We start from the raw sequence: 19,173 nt of genomic DNA, 5'->3' as shown, positions 1-19,173 counted from the left end.
TGGGTACGGGCCTGAGTACTGGTCAGGCGGCGGCGCGCTGCCGGGCTGCGTCGATCATGTGCCACAGCTTCGACGGCGACAGCGGCAGCTCGCGCGGGCTCACGCCCAGCGTGGACAGGGCCGCCGACACCGCGTTCGCGACGACCCCTGCGACCGGGATGATGCCGCCTTCGCCAGCGCCCTTGGCGCCGAGCGGGTTGTGCGGCGACGGATGGTTCTCCAGCGCGAACGCGCGGATGCACGGGAACGAGTCGGCCACCGGCATCAGGTAGTCGGCGAGCGAGCCGGTGAGGAGCTGGCCCTGGTCGTCGTAGACCAGATGCTCGAGGAACACGCCGCCGAGCCCCTGCACCACCGCGCCCATGGCCTGGCCATGCAGCGTGTTCGGGTTGATGATGCGGCCGACGTCCTCGACCGCGACATAGTCGACCAGTTCCACATGGCCGGTGCGCGCATCGACCGACACGTGAGCTGCATGGGCGCCGTAGCTGTAGGTGCGCTTCGAGCTGGCGAAGCTGCCTTCGGCGGACAGGCCGCCGTGCTTCGCGCGGGCCTGTGCCAGTTCGGCGAGCGACAGCGCGCGGCCGTCGCGGGCGACGATACGGTCGCCACCGATCAGCGCGACATCGTCGACCGTGCAGTCGAGTTCTTCTGCAGCGGCCGCGAGGATTCTCTCGCGCAGCAGCTTCGCCACCGTGACGATCGCCGATCCGCCCATCACCGAGCTGCGCGAGCTGTAGCTGCCGAAGCCTTCCTTCACGCCGGTGGTGGAGCCATGGTGGATGGCGCTGATCGCCGACATCGGGCGTTCCAGCGCATCGGCGGCGATCTGGGTGAGCACGGTCGCAAGGCCCTGGCCATTCGCGGACGAGCCGGTGTATACGGCGACGCGGCCGTCATCCTCCAGCACCAGCCGCGCACCTTCGCGCGGGCCGGAGGCGCCGCCCTCGACATAGCAGCCGACCGCGATGCCGTGATGGCGTCCGTCGACCAGCTTGCCGTTGAGGGCCGACTTGCCGGCCCAGTCGAACTCCGCGAGGCAGCGGTCCAGGGTCTCGTGGTAGTCGCCGCTGTCGGTGAAGCTGTCCGCGTTGTACGGCTGCAGCGTGGCGAACTTCCACGGAGCTTCGATCTCCGCGCGCGTGAGCAGGTTGCGCCGGCGGAATTCGATGCGGTCGATGCCGAGATCGTCGGCGACGATGTCGAACATGCGCTCGCGGAAGAAATCGGTCTCGCAGCGACCAGGGCCGCGGTAGGTGCCGACCGGGGTCTTGTTGGTGAGCTGGATCGACAGGCGCATGTCGACGTCCGGGATGCGGTACGGGCCGGTCGACAGCTGCACCACGTTGCGCGAGGGCGCGATCGCATTGGTTCGGATGTAGGCGCCGACGTCGGTGGCCACCTTGCCGCGCAGGCCGAGCAGGCGGCCGTCGCGCGTGCAGGCCAGTTCGAGCTCGCAGTCGACGTCGCGTGCATGGTTGCAGGCGAGCAGGTGTTCGCGCCGGTCCTCGATCCACTTCACCGGCTTGCCGAGGCGCGTCGCGGCGAACGGCACCAGGAAGTCTTCCGGGTAGAACTCGCCGCGGGTACCGAAAGAGCCGCCGGTGTCGCCCTCGAGCATGTCGATCTCGGATTCGGGCAGTGACAGCAGAGAAGCGAGGATGCGCCTGTTGGCGAATGGCACCTTGCTCGCGCCATGCACCACCAGACGGCCGGTGGATGGATCCTGGTGTGCGAGCACGCCACGCGTCTCCATCGGCAAGGCTGCGTGCCGGTGCACCTTGAAGTGTTCGCGCCTGACGTAGGGCGCATTCGCGAAGGCGGCATCGATGTCGCCGCGTTCGGCCCATACGCGTGCGGCGAGGTTGCTGCCTGAATCGTCGAACAGCAGGGTGTCGTCCTTCGCCATCAGGGTGCCATCGACCACGGCCGGCAGCGATTCGATGTCGAAGGACATCGCCTCCAGCGCGTCCTCGGCCAGTGCCGCAGTGTCCGCGACGATGATCGCCAGCGGTTCACCTACATAGCGCACCCGGTCGTACGCAACCACCGGCTGCTGGAACGGGTCGAACACCGGCAGGTGATCAAGGCGCATCGGGATCAGCGGTAGCGTGCCGAGCACCGTGATCACATCCTGTGCCGTGAACACCGCGCGCACGCCCGGCATCGCGCGCGCAGCCGAGCCGTCGACGCCGAGCACCCGTCCATGCGCGACGGAGCTGCGCAGGATCACCGCGTGCAGCGCCTCGGGCAGGCGGACGTCGTCCACGAACGCGCCCTGGCCCCGCAGCAGGCGCTCATCCTCCACGCGCTCCACTCCCTGGCCAACCGCCAGGCCCCGTTCGGAATTCGGGAGGATCAGCGGTTTCGGATCGTTCATCGATGTCAGGTTGAGCAATGTCAGGGCGGATGCCGGAACTGAATATACCGCGCGCCGATGATCCGGGTCAGACCCTGGGGTCAGACCCCGGGGTCTGACCCCAGGGTCTGACCCCAGGGTCTGACTCGGGTCTTGGTCAGAGGATGACGGCGGTGTGGTATCCGGTGAGTTCGAGATAGCCGCGGCCGATGGGGCGGCCCTGCTGGCGGGCCGTGACGGCCCCCTCCCAGTAGACGATGCCGGTGCTGGAGCGGGCGTCGAGTTCCTGGTCGTCGAACATCGCGTCCAGGTCGAGGATCAGGGCATCGGGGCTGCCAGCGCCGACGGTGACGCGCATGCCGACCGGCCAGGTAGCGCCGGTGCGCGCCGAGCGCCAGGTGCGTTGCGGCTCGAACACGACCGAACGCGGGCCGAAGGTACGCAGTCGCGGCGCCGTGCCGTCCGCGCGGCTGCGCCAGGTGCCGCTCGCGTACACGGTCCTGCCGCTTCGATCGCGGATACGGAATGCCATCAGTGCGCCGCCGTCGTCCAGGTTGATGCCGATCCAGTCCCAGCCGGTCGCGCCATCGGCCAGGATCTCGCTCGACCACTCGTGGTCGAGCCACGCCCCTCCGGTCACTTCCAGCGCGGTCGAATCGTGCACGACGCGCCCGGACACAGCGAGGTGGGGCTGGGTGTAGTAGTAGCTCGCCTGACGCTCCAGCGGACCCTTCTGGCTGAAGCCGGCCTCGCCATGCAGCAGCAGCGGCTGAGTGCTGTCGAGCTGCAGTTCGAAGCCGAGCCGGTTGCCCGGGATCGACGCGATGTAGCGGCTGGCGCCCGCGCCTGCGGGGCGGCGCGAGAAGCGCCAGTCGTCGATCCACACGTCGGTATCCGTGCTGCTGCTGCCTGCGAGGGCGAAGCCGGCGCGCGCGGTGCGCTGGTCATGCACGAGCGAGCGCTGCCGTTCGTCCGACAGGCCGATGTGCGCCAGCACCAGTTCGCGCGCCGCGAAGCGGCTCGGGTTGCGGGTGTCGACCTGCGGCCGTGACCGGAAGAAGGTTATCTGGAAGCCGAGCGGTGGAGCCTTCGCATGGACCGCGCCCTGCACCTGCAGCCATCCGGTGGCGTACCACCACTCGGTGCGGTACTCGGGATGCGCGCCGAAGTCGCGCGGGAAGACCAGTGGCACGCCGCGACGCACGGTGGGATAGCGCACCTGCCCCGGCGCGTCGTCGGGTGGCCGTGCCATGTATTGTCCCGCCGCAGGCAGCGAGGGCAGCGCAGCCAGTGCCGCCAGCATGCGCCGGCGCGCGCCGAAACCGTTCATCGCGCAACCTCGTTCGCCGGCGTTCTTCCTGCGGATCGTCGCATCTTCGTCGCCTGCGTCCTCACCAGTCATCCCTCACCGCCCGCACCGCCGCCACCGACAGCGCACCGCGTGCGCTCGCCACCGCGGTGATGGAAGCCGCGAGCACCAGTGCGGCCGCAAGCACCGCAAGGAACCCTGCAGGCAGGTGGAGCGGCATCGTCCAGTTGAACGACTGCGGGTTGATCACGTCGATCAGCACCAGGCTGATCGCCAGACCGAGCAGGCCGCCGATCAGTGCCCCGAGCGCGGCGAACAGCGCCCCCTCGGCTGCCAGCTGCAGTGCGATCTCGCGCCGGGTCATGCCAAGGCAGCGCTGGACGCCGAACTCGCGCCCACGCGCCAGCGCCTCTGCGCTGAAGGTCGAGGCGACGCCGAACAGGCCGATCACCACCGCGACCGCCTCCAGCAGGTAGGTGATGGCAAAGCTGCGGTCGAAGATGCGCAGGCTGTAGGCGCGGATCGCACCTGGCTCGGCCAGTTCGAAGCGCTCGAAGTCGGGCAGGGCAGCGGCCAGGCCAGCGGTGACAGCGGCTGCCGTCGCACCCGGCGCGAGCCAGATCGCCGCATCGGTCGGTCGTGCGCCGGGCGCGAACCGGCGGTAGTCTTCGGTGTCGACGGTGATCGCGCCGAACTGGCGGGAATAGTCGCGCCACACGGCCGCGACGAAACACTCGACGGCTTGGCCGCCGAGCGCCAGGGTGACCGTCTGTCCGGGCTGCAGACCGTAGATGCGCGCAGCCGGTTCCGACACGTAGACCGCGATCCGGCCCGGTGGTGCCGGTACTGCGCGCCCGATCAGCGGCAGCCGCGCGCCCGGGTCGGACGCATCGATCGGGCGCACGATCAGCGCCACCGCCGGGCGCAGCGGGTCGAGCGTGAGCGACCCGGTGCCCAGCGCCTCGATCGTGGCCACGCCGGGCACCGCCCGCATCAGTGCGAGGTCCTGCGGCGACAGGTAGCCGGTGTCTCCGTCGCGCGCGCTGCGCAGGTACAGGTCCGCCGGCAGTACCGACACCAGCCACTGGTCCACCGAACTGCGGAAACTGGACACCATGATCGCCATTGCCACCATCACCGCGAACGAAGCGACCACGCTGGCCAGCGCGAGCGTGGTCATGCCGGTCGCCGCACGAGCGCGGCTGGCTGCGAGCTGAAGCCAGGCCGGTGCATCGGTGCGACCCAGGACCACCTCGACCGCATGGAACACACGGCGCCCGATCGACGGCGTGAGCAGCATGCCGGCTACCAGCAGCAGCGCGATCGAGACATACCCGGCGAGTGGCAGTGCCGACCACGCCGGGAGCACCACCAGCACGCCTGCCACGCCGACCAGCAGCAGGCCGGGCAGTATCCCGGCACGCGACCGGCGCGAAGGCAGGGCCTGCGGGAAGGCGCGCAGGCCACCGGCGATCGGCTCACGCCGGGCGGCGAGGATCGGTGCGGCACTGCCGGCCAGTGTGGCCGCGATGCCAAGTGCGAAGAACAGCGCGACGCCGAACGGTTCCAGCACGAAGCGCGGCTCGATGCCTGGGAAGTACCCGCCACCGAGGTCGGCACCGAAGCGCGCGATCGCGATCGCTGCCACGCCGATGCCAAGGGCGACGCCGACTGCCGCACCGATCGCGCCGACCACCAACGACTCGAGCAACAGCATCCGCGTGATGCGGCCGCGGCTGGCCCCCAGCGCGCGCAGCAGTGCGATCTGCGGGCGCCGGCGCACGATGGAGAGCGCCTGGGTCGAGAACACCAGGAATGCGCCAGTGAACAGTGCCACCAGCGCGAGCACGTTCAGGTTCACCCGGTAGGCGCGCGACAGGTTCGAGGTGCGCCTGCCCGCATCGGCAGGCGTGGCGATGTCCACGCCCGCCGGCAGCACCGCCGACAGCGATTGCCGCGCGCGCGCCTCGTCCGTTCCCTGGCGCAGCTTGATGTCGATGCGGTTCAGCACGCCGAGTCGGTCGAATTGCCATTGTGCAGCGCCGATATCCATCACGGCGACGCGTTGTCCGCGCGGCGCACCGGGCAGCGTGCCGGCGATGCGCAGCGGCTTGAGCGCGGCCCCGACCCGAACCTGCAGTACGTCTCCCGGCGCCACGCCGAGCCACTCGAGCGCTGCCGGCGACAGGAAGATGGTGTCGGCAGCGAACAGGGCGCTCGTCGACCGGCGGTCGCGGCCGGTGCTGCCATCGTCGCCAGCGCGCGCGACCTCCGGTACCAGTCCGGCATTCAGCGTCGCCACCCTGAGCACGTCGATGCCGACCACCCGCAGCGCGACGGCCGCGCCTGCCCGGCTTCCTTCGACGCGCGCATTCACTTCGACTACCGGCGAGGCCGCAGCGACCTCGGGCAGCCGTGCGACCAGCGCATAGGCGGCCTCGTCGAAGCCGTCGCGCGTGCCGCGCAGTTCGAGGTCAGTGTCGCCGAGCAGGAACTGCACCGCGCCGCTGAACTCGTCGAGGGCGGTGCGGTTGATCAGGTAGACCGCGAGCCCCATGCCGACACCGATCGCGATCGCAAGCACGACCGCGAGCGTGCGTCCCACGGACGCGCGGGCGCAACCCGTCATCCAGGCGGTGAGGGGGGGCAGGCCGGCGATCCAGCCGCGCCGGGTCATGCCGGGCCGGCCTCGAAATCCGGTGCAACGCCATGGGCGGTCAGCCGCTGCACCCGATCGGCGCTGCCCGCAGCGCGCATCGAATGGGTGACCAGCACGCAGGCGGCGTCATGTGCCTTCACCTGGGTGCGCAACAGCGCGAGCACGCCGTCGGCGGCAGCGCTGTCGAGGTTGCCGGTCGGTTCATCGGCGAGCACCAGTGCCGGCCGGTGCACCAGTGCACGTGCGACCGCGACTCGCTGCGCTTCGCCGCCGGACAGCTGCTGCACTGGATCGTCCGCCCGTCCGCCCAGGCCGACCGCCTCCAGCATCGCCAGCGCGCGCGGGTGCGCCTCGGCGCGGGGCACCTCCAGCAGTTGCAGCGGCAGCGCGACGTTCTGCAGCAGCGTCAGCTGTGGCAGCAGGTGGAAGGCCTGGAACACGAAGCCGATGCGCCGGCGCCGCAGCCACGCGAGCGCATCGTCGCCAAGCGTGGCCAGGTCGATGCCGTCGAGCCGTACCCGGCCGCTGTCCGCCCGGTCGAGCCCGGCCATCACGTTGAGCAGCGTCGACTTGCCGGTGCCGGATTCGCCGACCAGCGCGATCGATTCGCCAGCGTGCACTGCGAACGACAGGCCTTCGAACAGCGTCCTCGGCCGCTCCGTGCCCACGCGCTTGCCGACATCGATCAGTTCGAGCAGTGCGGTCACGCGGGTTCCGGGCAGGACAGGGTTCTGAAGGAGCGCAAGCGTAGCAGAGCGGTCCGGAGGCGCCGGCCTGCCGGCGCATGTCCGGCTGCGTCCACGACGATCGCGTCGATCTGGCGCGACCCACCGCTTCCGGCGGGTTAGCATACCGGCCTCTGTCTCTACTGCCGCTCCCCGCCGCCCGCCGATGCCCGCCGCACGCCGCTTCGTGTCGATCAACTTCCTGCTTGCGATCGCGGTCGTGCTGCTGTTCTTCGGCTGGTTGATCGCATCGGGCCTTTCCGAGACAGACCCGAACGTGTTGCGTTCGAATCGCGTGCCGATGGGTGCGGCGTTCCTGTCGCTGGTGGAACTCGCGCTGCTCGTGCTCTACCTGCGGCGCGGCGACCTGCTCGGGCTGGTGCGGGTGTTTGCCGCCATCCTCGGCGTGATCGGACTGATCCAGACCGTGGTGATCCCGCTGCTCAACCAGTTGCTGTACGGCTCCGCGTTCCCGACCCTGGCGCACATGCTGCTCTGGTATGTCTACGGATCGCACCTGTTGTTCGCGCTGCTGGGCATGCCGATGACACGCCAGCGCGCGCCGGTTTCCGCAGGACAGCCGTCGTGAGCGTCGCGTGCCGATCGGCGCGTGCAGTTGTGCTGGCCTGCGCGATGTCCTGGCTGTCCGGTCCGCTGCTGGCGCAGCAGCCGGCCGCGGTCGCCCAGTCGCAGGAGGCCATCGCGCTGATCGAAGGCATCGGCGGCATCGAATGGAAATGGAGCCCGCGCGAGACGCAGGCGACGATCCGAAACAAGGCCGGCGTGCAGCCGACGGTACTCTGGATCGGCCGTATCGTCGACGTGCGCCTCGGACGCTCGGTCACCGGCGGCGAGGACGGTGTGCTGGAGTTCCTCGCCGCCTACCAGCCGCTGGTCAATCCTTCTCCGGCGGCGCTGGCCGCGCCGATCCGGCTGCGCCCCGAGACCGGGGACCACTTCGTGGTATCGCTGCGTTCGCCGCCGGTGACCGAGGACATGGTGAAGAACCTGCGCCAGTCGATGCTCGACCGCACTCACTATGCGGTGGTGCTCGGCGAACCGAAGTTCATCGCCGCCTATGGTCGGCAGGCGGCAATCTTCCTGCAGACGCGCCGGGCCTTGGTCACCCAGGCCCTGAAGGTCGAGGTGGTCCGTGAGTGAGCGATGGACCTGACCGTACGCATCCAGTGGCAGCCGTTCGCAGACCTGCGCGCGAAGCTGCCGCCCTGTGCCGGGATCTACTTCATCGGCGCGCCGTTCCGCATCGGCTATCCGCGCGCTGCCTCGCGCATCCTGGCGGCCAACGTGGCCGGCGACCTGCGTGCCGACCTGCGTGCCCTGTTCAAGCATCCCGAGCGCAGCAACGATCTGCTCGCCGCGGTGCTCGCCGACGCCGCGCCGCCGGTCGTCTCGCTGCTCGCGCTGCCTACGCTGTCGGCGCCGGCCGTGGACGCGGTGGGCGTCGCGGTGCTGTCGCGCTTCGTCGAGCGCAACGGCTTGCTGCCCTTTGCCAATAGCAGCGGCGGCATCACCAGCGCCGGCGACAACTGGGAGGGCGTGCTGGAGTTGATCGAGCCGGCGGACTCGAAGCTGCCACGGCTGGACACCGACGCGATCGCCGCGCGCTACCGGCTAGACTGGAAGGAAGACGCGCTGCCGCCACTCGGGCTGGCGTTCACCATTCGCGAGAGCGACGAAGCCACCGGCGACGTCGAAGTCAGCCGCGAGGACAGCGGCCTGGCCTGGCGCTCGGTGACATTCAGCCGGCGCAACGGCTGACGGCGCGGGTCGGCAGCTCAGGCGCCGCCGGACGAGGCGGCACGGAAGCCCTCGACGAGTGGATGCAGTTGCACGGGATCGCGCTCGGCGTCCAGTGCGAGCAGGAACGTTTCGCGGAACTCGCGCACCCGGAACGGGTTCGGATCGCCGCGCAACCGGTGTGCCGCCGGCATCAGCCGCGACCGGATCTTCGCGCGATTCAGCGCACCGTGCTCGAGCCCGGCCTGCCGGTCGAGCCGGTCGCGCAGGGTGACCGCGAACTCCAGCAGCGTGCGCCCGGCGCGCAGTTCGCGCTCGGCATAGTGGGCCAGGGCCGCGTCCAGCAGGTGGTCGTGCAGGGGGAGTACGAGCGCGTCCGGAATGGTCAGCGCATGCCGGGCAAGGGCTTCTCCCTGGCCGCGCCGGCTGCGCGCGGCGGCCAGCATCAGCCAGCCGAAGCCGCCGGCCAGGCCCGCCAGCAGCAGGGTGGTGGTGAAGGTGTCCATCGGGGGCGAGGATCGCATGGCCGGGCGCATCGGTGAATCGCGCCTGCGGGTGTCCGCGCGACCGCTGCGCTGCGCCGGGCGGTCGCGGCCGATCCGGTACAGTCCGCAGCATGGATACCCTGCCAGGACGCGATCGATGACGCCGGATGCCGATGCGCTGCGTTGCGACGTATTCTGCCGCGTGGTCGACAACTATGGCGATGCTGCGGTGTGCTGGCGCCTGGCGCGGTCGCTGGCGGGCGAGCAGGGATTTCGTGTGCGGCTCTGGATCGACCGGATGGAGGTGCTCGCGGCGCTGCAACCAGCCCTCGATCCGAGGCTCGACGTCCAGCGGCTGGATGCGGTCCAGGTGCACCGCTCGCCGCCGTCGGCCGAGGAAGCCGACCTGCCGGACATCGCGATCGATGCGTTCGGGGGCGGGCTGCCGGACGGCTATGCCTCGGCGCTCGCTGCGCGCCGGCCGCGCGCATTGTGGATCGTGCTGGAATATCTGACCGCGGAGCGCTGGGCCGCCGACGTGCACCGGCTGGCCTCTCCGCATCCTGCCCTCGACATCCGCCGCCGGTTCTTCTGCCCGGGCTTCGACCCGGGCACTGGCGGGCTGCTGCGCGAGCAGGGGTTGCTGGAGGCGCGGGCCGCTTTTGAAGCCGATGGGTACGAGCAGGCCCGGTTCCGGCAGCGGCTCGGATTGCCGCGCCTCGACGGCCAGGCGGCGCTGGTGTCGCTGTTCGGCTACGCGAACCCGGGCCTGCACGACCTGCTCGCAGCGATGGCTGCCGGACCACGGCCGGTGGTACTCGCGGTGGCGCCGGGTCCGCTCGCGGACGGCGTGGCCGAGTGGTTTGCCACCGGCGGCGTGCGTTCCACCGCCGGCGCCGCGTCGGCCGGCATGCTGCAGGTACGTACGCTTCCGTTCCTGTCCCAGCCCGACTACGACCGGCTGCTCTGGTCGGCCGATCTCAACTTCGTGCGCGGGGAGGACTCGCTGGTGCGAGGGCTGTGGGCGGCGCAGCCGCTTTGCTGGCAACTGTATCCGCAGCAGGACGATGCGCAATGCCCGAAACTGCAGGCCTTCATCGATGTCTGTGACCGACTGTACGGGTCGGTGGCCACGAACGACGTCGGGGAGCGCGCCGCCGCCGTGGCGCTGGCAGCGCTGCAGCACGCCTGGAACGGCTGCCGCGTCGCGCCGGCGGCGCGCGGCCAGCGGGTCGCGGCCGCCTGGCCGGCGGTGCTGGCGGGGCTGCCGGCACTGCATCGGCGCGCCAGCGCGCTGGCGACGTCTCTCGGCGGGCAGCCTGACCTCGCTGCCAGACTGGCAGGTTTCTGCCGGGAGCAGCTAAAATAGAGGGCTTTTCGGAATTGGTGCGGCCAGGCCGGTCGAACGAGTCCGGGCAGTCCAACCCTCAGTCCAACGCGCAGTCCAGCGCGCAGTTCAACGATCCAGTGGTGCACAAATGAAAACCGCACAGGAAATCCGCCCGGGCAACGTCATCATGGTCGGCAAGGACCCGATGGTCGTCCAGAAGGCCGAGTTCAGCAAGTCGGGCCGCAACGCCTCGGTCGTGAAGATGAAGCTCAAGAACCTGCTCTCCGGCACCGCCGCAGAGTCGGTGTACCGTGCCGACGAGAAGTTCGACATGGTCTCGCTCGAGCGCAAGGAGGTGACCTTTTCCTACTTCGCCGATCCGTCTTACGTGTTCATGGATGCCGAGTTCAACCAGTTCGACATCGATGGCGACAACATGGGCGATGCATTGAACTATCTCGAGGAAGGCATGCCTGCCGAAGTGGTGATCTACAACGATCGCCCGATCTCCGTCGAGATCCCGCAGACGCTGGTGCGCGAGATCATGTACACGGAACCGGCGGTACGTGGCGATACCTCGGGCAAGGTGCTCAAGCCCGCGAAGCTGAAGAGCGGCTTCGAGATCCCGGTGCCGTTGTTCTGCGATACCGGCGACAAGATCGAGATCGATACCCGCACGAACGAGTACCGCAACCGCGTCAAGGGTTGAACGCGAGGCTGAACCCGGGGTCCGGCCTCAGGGTGGAATCCTGCGGTCGAGCCAAGGGTTCGGCGGCGGAGCCGGTGCCGTTTCCGCAGTTGCAGGAGAAACGATGAAGGCTGCGATTTTCGAGTATGCGCGGGCGGACAGCATTGCGCAGGCCTGCAGCCTGCTCGCCGAGCATGGGGCGGATGCCAAGCTGCTGGCCGGCGGCCAGAGCCTGGTGCCGATGATGGCGATGCGGCTTGCGCGTCCGGCCTGGTTGATCAATGTCAACGAGATCGCCGAACTGAAGGGTAGCCGGGGCGACGGTGCTGCCTGGGCGACCGGCGCAGGCCTGCGCCAAGTGGACGTGGAGCGCGACGGCGAACTCGCACGCGCGGTGCCACTGATCCGCCAGGGGCTTTACTGGGTCGGCCATGTGCAGACGAAGAACCGCGGCACGATCGGCGGCAGCCTCGTGCACGCCGATCCCTCGGCTGAACTTCCGCTGATCGCCCGGACGCTCGGTGCATCCTTTCTGTTGCGCCGGTCCGGCAGCGAGCGAACGGTGCCGGCTGACGAGTTCTTCCAGGCGCCGATGATGACCGCGACCGAGCCGGATGAATGCCTGGTCGAAGTGCACTGGCCGGTCTGGCAGGGCGAGCGGGTCGGCAGCGCGTTCGACGAGGTGAGCATCCGCCACGGTGACTTCGCGATCGTCGCCGCCTGCGCGCAGGTCGAGATCGATTCCGCAGGGCGCTGCGTGCGCGCGGCACTGGGTATCGGCGGCGCCGCGTCAGTCCCGGTATCGGCCGAGGCGATCGCCCGGTCGCTGCATGGCACGCAGCTCGAGGACGCGACGATCGACGCCGCGGTCGAATCGATCGGTCAGTACCTCGATCCAGGTTCCGACGTCCACGCGACGGCCGAATACCGGGTCCACCTCGCGCGGGTGCTCGCCGCGCGCGTGCTGCGGCAGGCACGCACGAACGCCGCCAGCCTCGCAAGGGGCACGCGCGCCTGACGCGCAGCCTCCGCGCGGGCCGGCGACGGTCCCGTTACAGGTTCCCGTTTCACTCCCGGCCGCGGCGCAGCCACCCGCGGCCCATCAGGCAGGGCACACCATGAACGAACCCACCAGCAGCGTCTGCATCAGCGTCAACGGCGTAGCGCACCGGTGCGAAATTCCCACGCGGCTGTCACTGGTCGACTTCCTGCGCGAGACGCTACGGCTCACCGGTACCCATGTCGGGTGTGAGCACGGCATCTGCGGCGCCTGCTCGGTGATCCTGGACGGAGACCCGGTGCGCTCCTGCCTGATGTTCGCGGTGCAGGCCGACGGCCATTCGATCACTACCGTCGAAGGCCTGGCCAATTCCGACGGTTCGATGAGCGTGCTGCAGGACAGCTTCTGCGAGACGCACGGCCTGCAGTGCGGCTACTGCACGCCCGGCATGCTGGTGGCTACCCATTCGTTGCTGAAGACGAATCCGAACCCTTCCGCCGGCGATATCCGCGACGCGATCAGCGGCAACCTGTGCCGCTGCACCGGCTACCAGCAGATCGTCGACGCCGTGCAACTCGCCGCGCGGCGGGTCGCGGCGGGCAACGGCAACCGATAGGACACCGAACCATGGCTGAGAAGACTTCGCCGTACGGCTTTCGCTACATCGGTGCCAGGCGGCGCACCAAGGAAGACCCGCGCTTCGTCACCGGGCGCGGCCGCTATGCGGCCGACATCCAGTTGCCCGGCATGCTGCATGTGGCGATCGTCGCCAGTCCGTATCCGTCCGCGCGCATCAGGTCGATCGCAACCGCCGAAGCGCTGGCACTGCCCGGCGTGCGCTATGTGCTGACCGGTGCCGAGCTGTGCGCGGCGGTCGATGCGCTGTATGTCGGCGTCGATGCGCCGAAGGTCAAGCGCTACCCGCTGGCCGACGGGCTGGTGCGTTATGCCGGGGAGTGGGTGGTGGCAGTGGTGGCCGAGACGCGCGCGATCGCCGAGGACGCGGTGGAGCTGGTCGAGGTCGACTACGAGCCACTGCCGCACCTGGTCGATCCTGAGGATGCGGCCAGGCCGGGCGCAGTGCTGGTGCATCCGGAACACGGCACCAACGTGCTCTATCACCGCAAGTTCGTCTGGGGGGCGGTCGACGAGGCGTTCGAGAACGCCGACCACCGACTCGCGTTCCGCGCCCGGTGGGGGCGCAGCGCGACGGTACCGATCGAGACCTTCGTCGCGGTGGCGCAATGGGACGCCGGCAACGAGATCCTCGACATCTGGGCCTCGATCCAGATGCCGAAGTTCCCCGACCAGCTCGCGCGCGCGCTGCGCCTGCCGGGCAATTCGGTACGCGTGCACTTCGACGTCGATGTCGGCGGCAGCTACGGCGTGAAGCGCGGCATCAAGCACACGCTGCTGGTGTCCTACCTGGCGATGAAGCTGCGTGCGCCGGTGCGTTTCCTGGAAGACCGCCTCGAGAACATGCGCGGCGGCGACATGCACGGCCCGGACCGTATCTTCGACATGCAGGTCGCGTTCGACGCCGACGGCACGATCCGTGCCTGGAAGATAAAGGCCCTGGACGATGTCGGCGCCTATGCCGGCCGCTCGCCGCTGCAGCTGGGCAAGCCGGTCAGTGCGATCTGCGGTCCGTACCGCATCCCGGCGGTCGAATACGAACCCACGTCGGTGATGACGCACAAGACGCCGCAGGAGGCGGTGCGCGGCTTCGGCCAGGCACCGACCAACTTCGCGATGGAATGCACGATCGACCGGGTCGCTCGCCACCTCGGCATGGACCGCCTCGAGCTGCGCCGGAAGAACCTGATCCGCAAGGAAGAGTTCCCTTACCGCATCCCGAGCGGAACCACCTACGACTCGGGCGACTACCACACGGTGCTCGACAAGGCCCTGAAGGCGGCCGACTACGAGGGCCTGGTGCGGCGCCGGGACGAAGCGCGCCGGGCAGGGCGGCTGGCCGGCATCGGCGTGTCGACCTGCCTCGAGCCCTCGGGCGGCAACTCGTCGTTCGAGCCGCTGTTCAACCCGAAGAACGAGACCACCACCTGGATGGATTCGTGCCTGGTACGCGTCGATCTCAACGGTGCGATCACCGGCGTGTTCGGCACCTCGAGTTCCGGACAGGGGCACCAGACGTTGGTGTCGACGGTCGTCGGCGAGGTGCTCGAGCGCGATCCCTCCGGCATCCGCGTGATCGCGGCCGATTCGCTCAACGCACTGCCGTCGAACAGCCCGGTGGGCAGCCGGATGGCGATCATGCTCGGCGGCGCCGCCGCGGGCGCAGCGCGCAAGATCCGCGACACGCTGGTGCGGATCGGAGCGCACAACCTGGGGCTCGCCGAGTCCGCGGTGACCTATCGCGATGGCGACGTGTTCGACACGCTGCATCCCGAGAAGCGCATGACCTGGGACCAGCTGGTCGAGGTCGCGCACCGCAAGTTCCACAAGATGCCGCCGGACCTCGAGCCGGGCCTGCAGGCCAAGTTCGTGTGGGAGGTCCCCACCGGCGGCACGCTGCCGACCGAGGACGGGCAGGTGCAGATGTATCCGTGCTATTCGTTCGAGACGCACGTGGTCTATGTCGAGATCGATCCCGATACAGGCAAGCCCGTGCTGCAGCGCTACGTGGTCGGCCACGACTGCGGCGTGATGATCAACCCGGACATCGTGCACGGCATGACCTACGGCGGCGTCGCGCACGGGGTGGGGGCGGCGCTGTACGAGAAGTTCGCGTTCTCCGGAGAAGGTCAGCTGCTGTCGGGCACCTTCATGGATTACCTGATCCCGAGTGCGCTCGAGGTGCCCGAGATCAGCATCGTCGATCACTGCACGCCATCGCCGTTGACCACCTTCGGCCAGAAGGGTTCCGGCGAGGCCGGCTATCTCGGCGGGCCGGCTGCGATTGCCTGCGCGATCAACGATGCGCTCGACCCGATCGGCACGGCCATCGCCGAGACGCCGATGTCCCACCTCGCGCTGTGGGGCCTGATCCGGGCTGCACGCGCGAAGCCGACGATGAAGGACGCCGCCTGAACCGCGCGGCGCTGCACGAAGCATTCCTCGCCACCCCGAACCCACCAAGGCCCCACGCATGATCATCGACATCCACGCCCACTACATTCCGCAGCTCGTGTTCGACCGCTTCGAGCGCGAAGCCTCGAAGTTCCCCGGCGTCGCGCTGAAGCGCGACGACAAGGGTGTGCGCATCGGTTTCGTCGGCAAGGACCTGTCGCGGCCGATCATGCCGAAGCTGTCGGCGCTGGCGGACCGGCGTGCCTGGATGGATGCCAACGGCATCGACCACCAGCTGGTCGGTGCCTGGATGGACGCCACCGGCTACGAGCTGCCGCCCGAGCAGGGGCTCGCCTGGAGCCGATTCATGAACGCATGCACGCTCGAGAATCTCGGCGACGAGAAGCGCTTCACGCCGCTGGCCACCGTGCCGATGCAGAGCGGCAAGCTGGCGGCGCAGGTGCTGGAAGAGGCGATGGGCCAGGGTTTCGGCGGCGTCATGGTCGGCACGCTGCCCAGCGGCGAAGGCGGCAACCTCGATTCGCCCGACCTCGATCCGTTCTGGGAGACTGCATCGCGCCTGAACGCGGCCGTGATGCTGCATCCGATGTTCGTCTGCGGCGAGCCGCGCCTGGGCGACTACGACCTGGTCAATGCGATCGGCCGCGTGGTCGACACCTCGATCGCGGTGTCCCGGCTTCTGTTCTCCGGCCACCTGCTCAAGTACCCTGGCGCCAGGCTGGTGCTGTCGCATGGCGGCGCGGCGCTGCCGTTCGTGCTCGGCCGGCTCGGCCGCCACTACGATCACCATGGCGACAAGTACGCCGATCCGCGCAAGGGCTTCGAGGCGCTGTACTTCGATGCGCTGGTGTTCGATGCGGATTCGACCTCGTACCTGATCGACAAGGCCGGCGACGACAAGGTGATGATGGGTTCGGACATGCCGTTCCCGGCCGGCGACCCGCATCCGCTGCGCCCGATCGACGAGGCGGTCAAGGACGCGGCCGTGCGGCGCAAGATCCTGGAAGAGAATGCGCGCCGGGTATTCCGGGTGCGCCCGGATTGCGCGATGCCCGGCTGAGCCCTTCGGCCAGGCCGCTGCCCGCAGGAAGACACTGGAGGAGTGATGATCGAGATCCAACGCAGGCGCCTGCTTGCCGTGGCAGGCGCGGCAGGCGCTGCCTCGCTGGCCGGATCGCCCGGCCGCGCGTCGGCGCAGCCGAAGTTTCCCGACCGGCCGGTGCGGCTGATCGTGCCGTTCGCGCCCGGCGGCGAGACCGATTTCGTCGCGCGCACCTGGGCCAACCGCGTGTCGCCCCACCTGGGCTCCACGCTGATCGTCGACAACCGTCCCGGGGCCGGCGGTGCGGTCGGTGCCGGCGAAGCCTCGCGCGCGAAGCCCGACGGCCACACGCTGCTGTCGGGCACCACCACCACGCACGTGATCAATCCGGCGGCGATGAGCAAGCCGCCGTACGATCCGCTGCGCGACTTCATGCCGGTGACGCTCGTCAGTTCCTCGCCCACCTGCGTGATGGTGAACCCGTCGATCCCGGCGAAGACCCTGAAGGAGCTGGTCGCATTCGTGCGCGCGAACCAGAAGCAGCTGAGCTACGGGTCCCCTGGTGCAGGCAGCATCAACCACCTCGCGGGCGAACTCTTCAAGCAGCTGGTCGGTGCAGCCGAGCTGCAGCACGTGGCCTACAAGGGCGCGGGACCCGGCGTGGCCGACCTGATGGCCGGACACATTCCGCTGTTCATGGGTATCTTCGGCGCACAGCCGCTGGCCCAGCATCGCGCCGGCCGCCTGCGCATCCTGGCGGTGTTCGGCGAGCAGCGCCTGAAGGCCGCCCCGGACATCCCGACCGCGGTCGAGCAGGGCCTGCCGAAGATGGTGACCAGCATCTTCCACGGCGTGTTCGCACCGGCCGGCACGCCGCAGCCGGTGGTGGCACAGCTGCATGCGGCGACCCGTGCGGCTTGGAACGAAGGGCTGCTGCAGAAGGATCTCGAGACCGTCGGTGGTACGCCAGCCGTCGATTCCACGCCGGAGTCCGCCGACCGCTTCATCCGTCAGGAGATTGCGCGCTGGACGCCGCTGGTGAAGTCCATCGGCCTGAAGATGGATTGATGCACAGCCTGCAACCGCTTACCGAACCGGAGTGACACGAACCATGGACAGTCCCGACAACGGCGCCGAGCCGGCACGCGGCTACCGCGACCTTCATGAACACCTGGCCGAACTCGAGCGGCGGGGCCTGCTGCTGAAGATCGACCGGCAGATCGACAAGGACTCGGAACTGCATGCGCTGGTGCGCTGGCAGTTCGTCGGCGGCATGTCCGAGTCCGAGCGCAAGGCCTTCCTGTTCACCAACATCGTCGACGGCCAGGGCCGCAGGTACGACATCCCGGTGGTGGTCGGCGCGCTGGCGGCCAACCGTGCGGTGTATTCGGTCGGCATGGATGCGCCGGTCGAGGGTATCCAGGCGAAGTGGGACCGCGCGATCGCCAACCCGGTGAAGCCGTTGGTGGTCGAGAAGCCGCCCTGCCAGGAAGTCATCCTGGAAGGCGATGCGCTGGTCGGGCCGGGCAACGGGCTCGGCCGGCTGCCGATCCCGATCTCCACGCCGGGCTTCGACAGTTCGCCGACGCTGACCGCAACCAACGTGGTCACGAAGGACCCGGAGACCGGTGGCCAGAACATGGGCACCTACCGCTGCGCGCTGAAGGCGCCCGACCGGATGGTGGTACGCATGGCCACCCGCGTCGGCGGTGCGGAAGGCTACCTCCATTACACCAAGCACCAGAAGCGCGGCGACCGCTACATGCCGTGCGCGATCGTGCTCGGCTGCCCGCCCTATGTCGCGTTCATGGGCCCGCAGAAGCTGCCGATCGGCGTCGACGAACTCGACGTGGCCGGGGGGCTTGCCGGCCATCCGATCCGCATCACGAAAGCGCATTCGGTCGACCTGATGGTGCCGGCCGAGGCCGAGGTGGTGATCGAGGGGATGATCGACACCGAGACGGTGGAGCCCGAGGCTCCATTCGGCGAATCGCATGGTCATGTTGCGCTCGAGGAGTTCAACATGGTGATGAAGGTCACGGCGATCACGCACCGCCGCGACGCGGTGATCCCGTCCTACATCAGCCAGGTCGCGCCCAGCGAGTCGAGCGTGATCAAGCGCGTCGCCTACGAGCCGCTGTTCCTCACCCACCTGCGCGACGGGCTGGGCATCCGGGGCGTGAAGCGGGTGACGCTGCATGAGCCGCTGACCGGCCTGCTGCGGGTGACCATTATCACCTGCGAACGCGGCATGCCGCGCACCGAGGTCTGGCGTGCGCTGTACGGCGCCGCTTTCTTCAAGGGCGACTGCAGCAAGATCTGCATCGCGATCAACGACGACATCGATCCGGACAATTCCGACGCCCTGCTGTGGGCGATGGCCTACCGCTCCAACCCGGTGGCCGACGTTCTGACGCTGCCGCACCGCGGGCAGGGCCACGGACCGAAGCGCGAGAGCGATGGCGACGAGGATTCCACGCTGCTCATCGATGCGACGATGAAGTCCGGCATGCCGCCGCTGGCGCTGCCCAAGCAGGAGTACATGGAGCGCGCGAAGGCGATCTGGGAAGAACTCGGGCTGCCGCCAGTGCGCCCGCAGCCGCCGTGGTATGGCTATTCGCTGGGCGACTGGCATCCGGCCTGGGATGCCGCTGCCGAGCGGGCGGTGCGTGGAGAGTGGATCGAGAACGGGAAGATCAGCGAAGGCCAGCAGCGCAAGGGCCTCAAGCCCGAGACCAAGTTCCGCCCCGACTGATCCAGCAGCACG

General features: G+C 69.1%; 16 protein-coding genes. 11 read left to right on the top strand and 5 right to left on the bottom strand.

The genetic code is table 11. The features are described from left to right. Window positions 1-22: 22 nt before the first annotated feature. The 4 genes from ING98_02680 to ING98_02665 all read right to left on the bottom strand — a co-directional run bounded on the left by ING98_02680 (window position 23) and on the right by ING98_02665 (window position 7,178). Entirely contained in the window at window positions 23-2,380 is a 2,358-nt protein-coding gene (locus ING98_02680) for a xanthine dehydrogenase family protein molybdopterin-binding subunit (protein ID MCA3100753.1), read from the bottom strand. Between the two features lie 136 nt (window positions 2,381-2,516). Continuing rightward, complete coding sequence (locus ING98_02675) at window positions 2,517-3,689, bottom strand: carotenoid 1,2-hydratase (protein MCA3100752.1); 1,173 nt, start codon at window positions 3,687-3,689, stop codon at window positions 2,517-2,519. A 61-nt stretch (window positions 3,690-3,750) separates the two neighbouring features. Then, complete coding sequence (locus ING98_02670; GenBank protein MCA3100751.1) at window positions 3,751-6,297, bottom strand: FtsX-like permease family protein; 2,547 nt, start codon at window positions 6,295-6,297, stop codon at window positions 3,751-3,753. A 44-nt stretch (window positions 6,298-6,341) separates the two neighbouring features. Continuing rightward, window positions 6,342-7,178: an ABC transporter ATP-binding protein gene (locus ING98_02665; GenBank protein MCA3100750.1), complete on the bottom strand. Its 837-nt coding sequence runs from the start codon at window positions 7,176-7,178 to the stop codon at window positions 6,342-6,344. 40 nt (window positions 7,179-7,218) lie between these two features. Here ING98_02665 and ING98_02660 point away from each other — a divergent pair, with 40 nt between their 5' ends. Genes ING98_02660 through ING98_02650 form a run of 3 tightly spaced genes read left to right on the top strand, consistent with a single transcriptional unit; the run spans window position 7,219 to window position 8,831 of the window. After that, window positions 7,219-7,641, top strand: a complete 423-nt coding sequence (locus ING98_02660; GenBank protein MCA3100749.1) for a hypothetical protein — start codon at window positions 7,219-7,221, stop codon at window positions 7,639-7,641. Further along, window positions 7,638-8,213: a hypothetical protein gene (locus ING98_02655; protein ID MCA3100748.1), complete on the top strand. Its 576-nt coding sequence runs from the start codon at window positions 7,638-7,640 to the stop codon at window positions 8,211-8,213. Before ING98_02660 ends, ING98_02655 begins: the two co-directional genes overlap by 4 nt. Window positions 8,214-8,216: 3 nt before the next feature. After that, entirely contained in the window at window positions 8,217-8,831 is a 615-nt protein-coding gene (locus ING98_02650) for a hypothetical protein (GenBank protein MCA3100747.1), read from the top strand. 17 nt (window positions 8,832-8,848) lie between these two features. On the opposite strand, the gene ING98_02645 is transcribed toward ING98_02650, so the two are convergent. Continuing rightward, a complete protein-coding gene (locus ING98_02645) occupies window positions 8,849-9,334 on the bottom strand; it encodes a hypothetical protein (GenBank protein ID MCA3100746.1) in 486 nt (161 codons plus the stop codon). Between the two features lie 118 nt (window positions 9,335-9,452). Between ING98_02645 and earP the strand changes: the two genes are divergently transcribed. The 8 genes from earP (at window position 9,453) to ING98_02605 (ending at window position 19,161) form a co-directional block, all read left to right on the top strand. Then, on the top strand, window positions 9,453-10,664 hold the full coding sequence (gene earP / locus ING98_02640) for an elongation factor P maturation arginine rhamnosyltransferase EarP (GenBank protein ID MCA3100745.1): 1,212 nt from the start codon (window positions 9,453-9,455) through the stop codon (window positions 10,662-10,664). 109 nt (window positions 10,665-10,773) lie between these two features. Beyond that, complete coding sequence (efp, locus tag ING98_02635; GenBank protein ID MCA3100744.1) at window positions 10,774-11,334, top strand: elongation factor P; 561 nt, start codon at window positions 10,774-10,776, stop codon at window positions 11,332-11,334. Window positions 11,335-11,437: 103 nt separating this feature from the next. After that, window positions 11,438-12,331, top strand: coding sequence for an FAD binding domain-containing protein (locus tag ING98_02630; protein MCA3100743.1), 894 nt, complete (start codon window positions 11,438-11,440; stop codon window positions 12,329-12,331). Between the two features lie 100 nt (window positions 12,332-12,431). Beyond that, complete coding sequence (locus tag ING98_02625) at window positions 12,432-12,929, top strand: (2Fe-2S)-binding protein (GenBank protein ID MCA3100742.1); 498 nt, start codon at window positions 12,432-12,434, stop codon at window positions 12,927-12,929. Window positions 12,930-12,940: 11 nt separating this feature from the next. Beyond that, window positions 12,941-15,364 carry a xanthine dehydrogenase family protein molybdopterin-binding subunit gene (locus ING98_02620; protein ID MCA3100741.1) on the top strand — a complete coding sequence of 808 codons (2,424 nt, stop codon included), beginning with the start codon at window positions 12,941-12,943 and terminating at the stop codon, window positions 15,362-15,364. 58 nt (window positions 15,365-15,422) lie between these two features. Then, window positions 15,423-16,424: an amidohydrolase gene (locus ING98_02615; GenBank protein MCA3100740.1), complete on the top strand. Its 1,002-nt coding sequence runs from the start codon at window positions 15,423-15,425 to the stop codon at window positions 16,422-16,424. 45 nt (window positions 16,425-16,469) lie between these two features. After that, entirely contained in the window at window positions 16,470-17,474 is a 1,005-nt protein-coding gene (locus ING98_02610) for a tripartite tricarboxylate transporter substrate binding protein (protein MCA3100739.1), read from the top strand. Window positions 17,475-17,517: 43 nt separating this feature from the next. Then, entirely contained in the window at window positions 17,518-19,161 is a 1,644-nt protein-coding gene (locus tag ING98_02605; GenBank protein ID MCA3100738.1) for a UbiD family decarboxylase, read from the top strand. The last annotated feature ends 12 nt before the right edge of the window (window positions 19,162-19,173 follow it).

The sequence above is a fragment of the Rhodocyclaceae bacterium genome (assembly GCA_020248265.1).
GTDB lineage: Bacteria > Pseudomonadota > Gammaproteobacteria > Burkholderiales > CAIKXV01 > CAIKXV01.
The sequence above is the reverse complement of the archived record's forward strand: the minus strand, read 5'-3'. Positions and strand labels throughout refer to the sequence as shown.

Bases quoted from the DNA above. Each gene is read 5' to 3' on its own strand.
- earP (MCA3100745.1), top strand. From the start codon at position 9,453: ATGACGCCGGATGCCGATGCGCTGCGTTGCGACGTATTCTGCCGCGTG.
- ING98_02615 (MCA3100740.1), top strand. From the start codon at position 15,423: ATGATCATCGACATCCACGCCCACTACATTCCGCAGCTCGTGTTCGAC.
- ING98_02625 (MCA3100742.1), top strand. From the start codon at position 12,432: ATGAACGAACCCACCAGCAGCGTCTGCATCAGCGTCAACGGCGTAGCG.
- ING98_02675 (MCA3100752.1), bottom strand. From the start codon at position 3,689: ATGAACGGTTTCGGCGCGCGCCGGCGCATGCTGGCGGCACTGGCTGCG.
- ING98_02630 (MCA3100743.1), top strand. From the start codon at position 11,438: ATGAAGGCTGCGATTTTCGAGTATGCGCGGGCGGACAGCATTGCGCAG.
- ING98_02665 (MCA3100750.1), bottom strand. From the start codon at position 7,178: ATGCTAACCCGCCGGAAGCGGTGGGTCGCGCCAGATCGACGCGATCGT.
- ING98_02645 (MCA3100746.1), bottom strand. From the start codon at position 9,334: ATGCGATCCTCGCCCCCGATGGACACCTTCACCACCACCCTGCTGCTG.
- ING98_02680 (MCA3100753.1), bottom strand. From the start codon at position 2,380: ATGAACGATCCGAAACCGCTGATCCTCCCGAATTCCGAACGGGGCCTG.
- ING98_02650 (MCA3100747.1), top strand. From the start codon at position 8,217: ATGGACCTGACCGTACGCATCCAGTGGCAGCCGTTCGCAGACCTGCGC.
- efp (MCA3100744.1), top strand. From the start codon at position 10,774: ATGAAAACCGCACAGGAAATCCGCCCGGGCAACGTCATCATGGTCGGC.
- ING98_02670 (MCA3100751.1), bottom strand. From the start codon at position 6,297: ATGACGGGTTGCGCCCGCGCGTCCGTGGGACGCACGCTCGCGGTCGTG.
- ING98_02610 (MCA3100739.1), top strand. From the start codon at position 16,470: ATGATCGAGATCCAACGCAGGCGCCTGCTTGCCGTGGCAGGCGCGGCA.
- ING98_02620 (MCA3100741.1), top strand. From the start codon at position 12,941: ATGGCTGAGAAGACTTCGCCGTACGGCTTTCGCTACATCGGTGCCAGG.
- ING98_02605 (MCA3100738.1), top strand. From the start codon at position 17,518: ATGGACAGTCCCGACAACGGCGCCGAGCCGGCACGCGGCTACCGCGAC.
- ING98_02660 (MCA3100749.1), top strand. From the start codon at position 7,219: ATGCCCGCCGCACGCCGCTTCGTGTCGATCAACTTCCTGCTTGCGATC.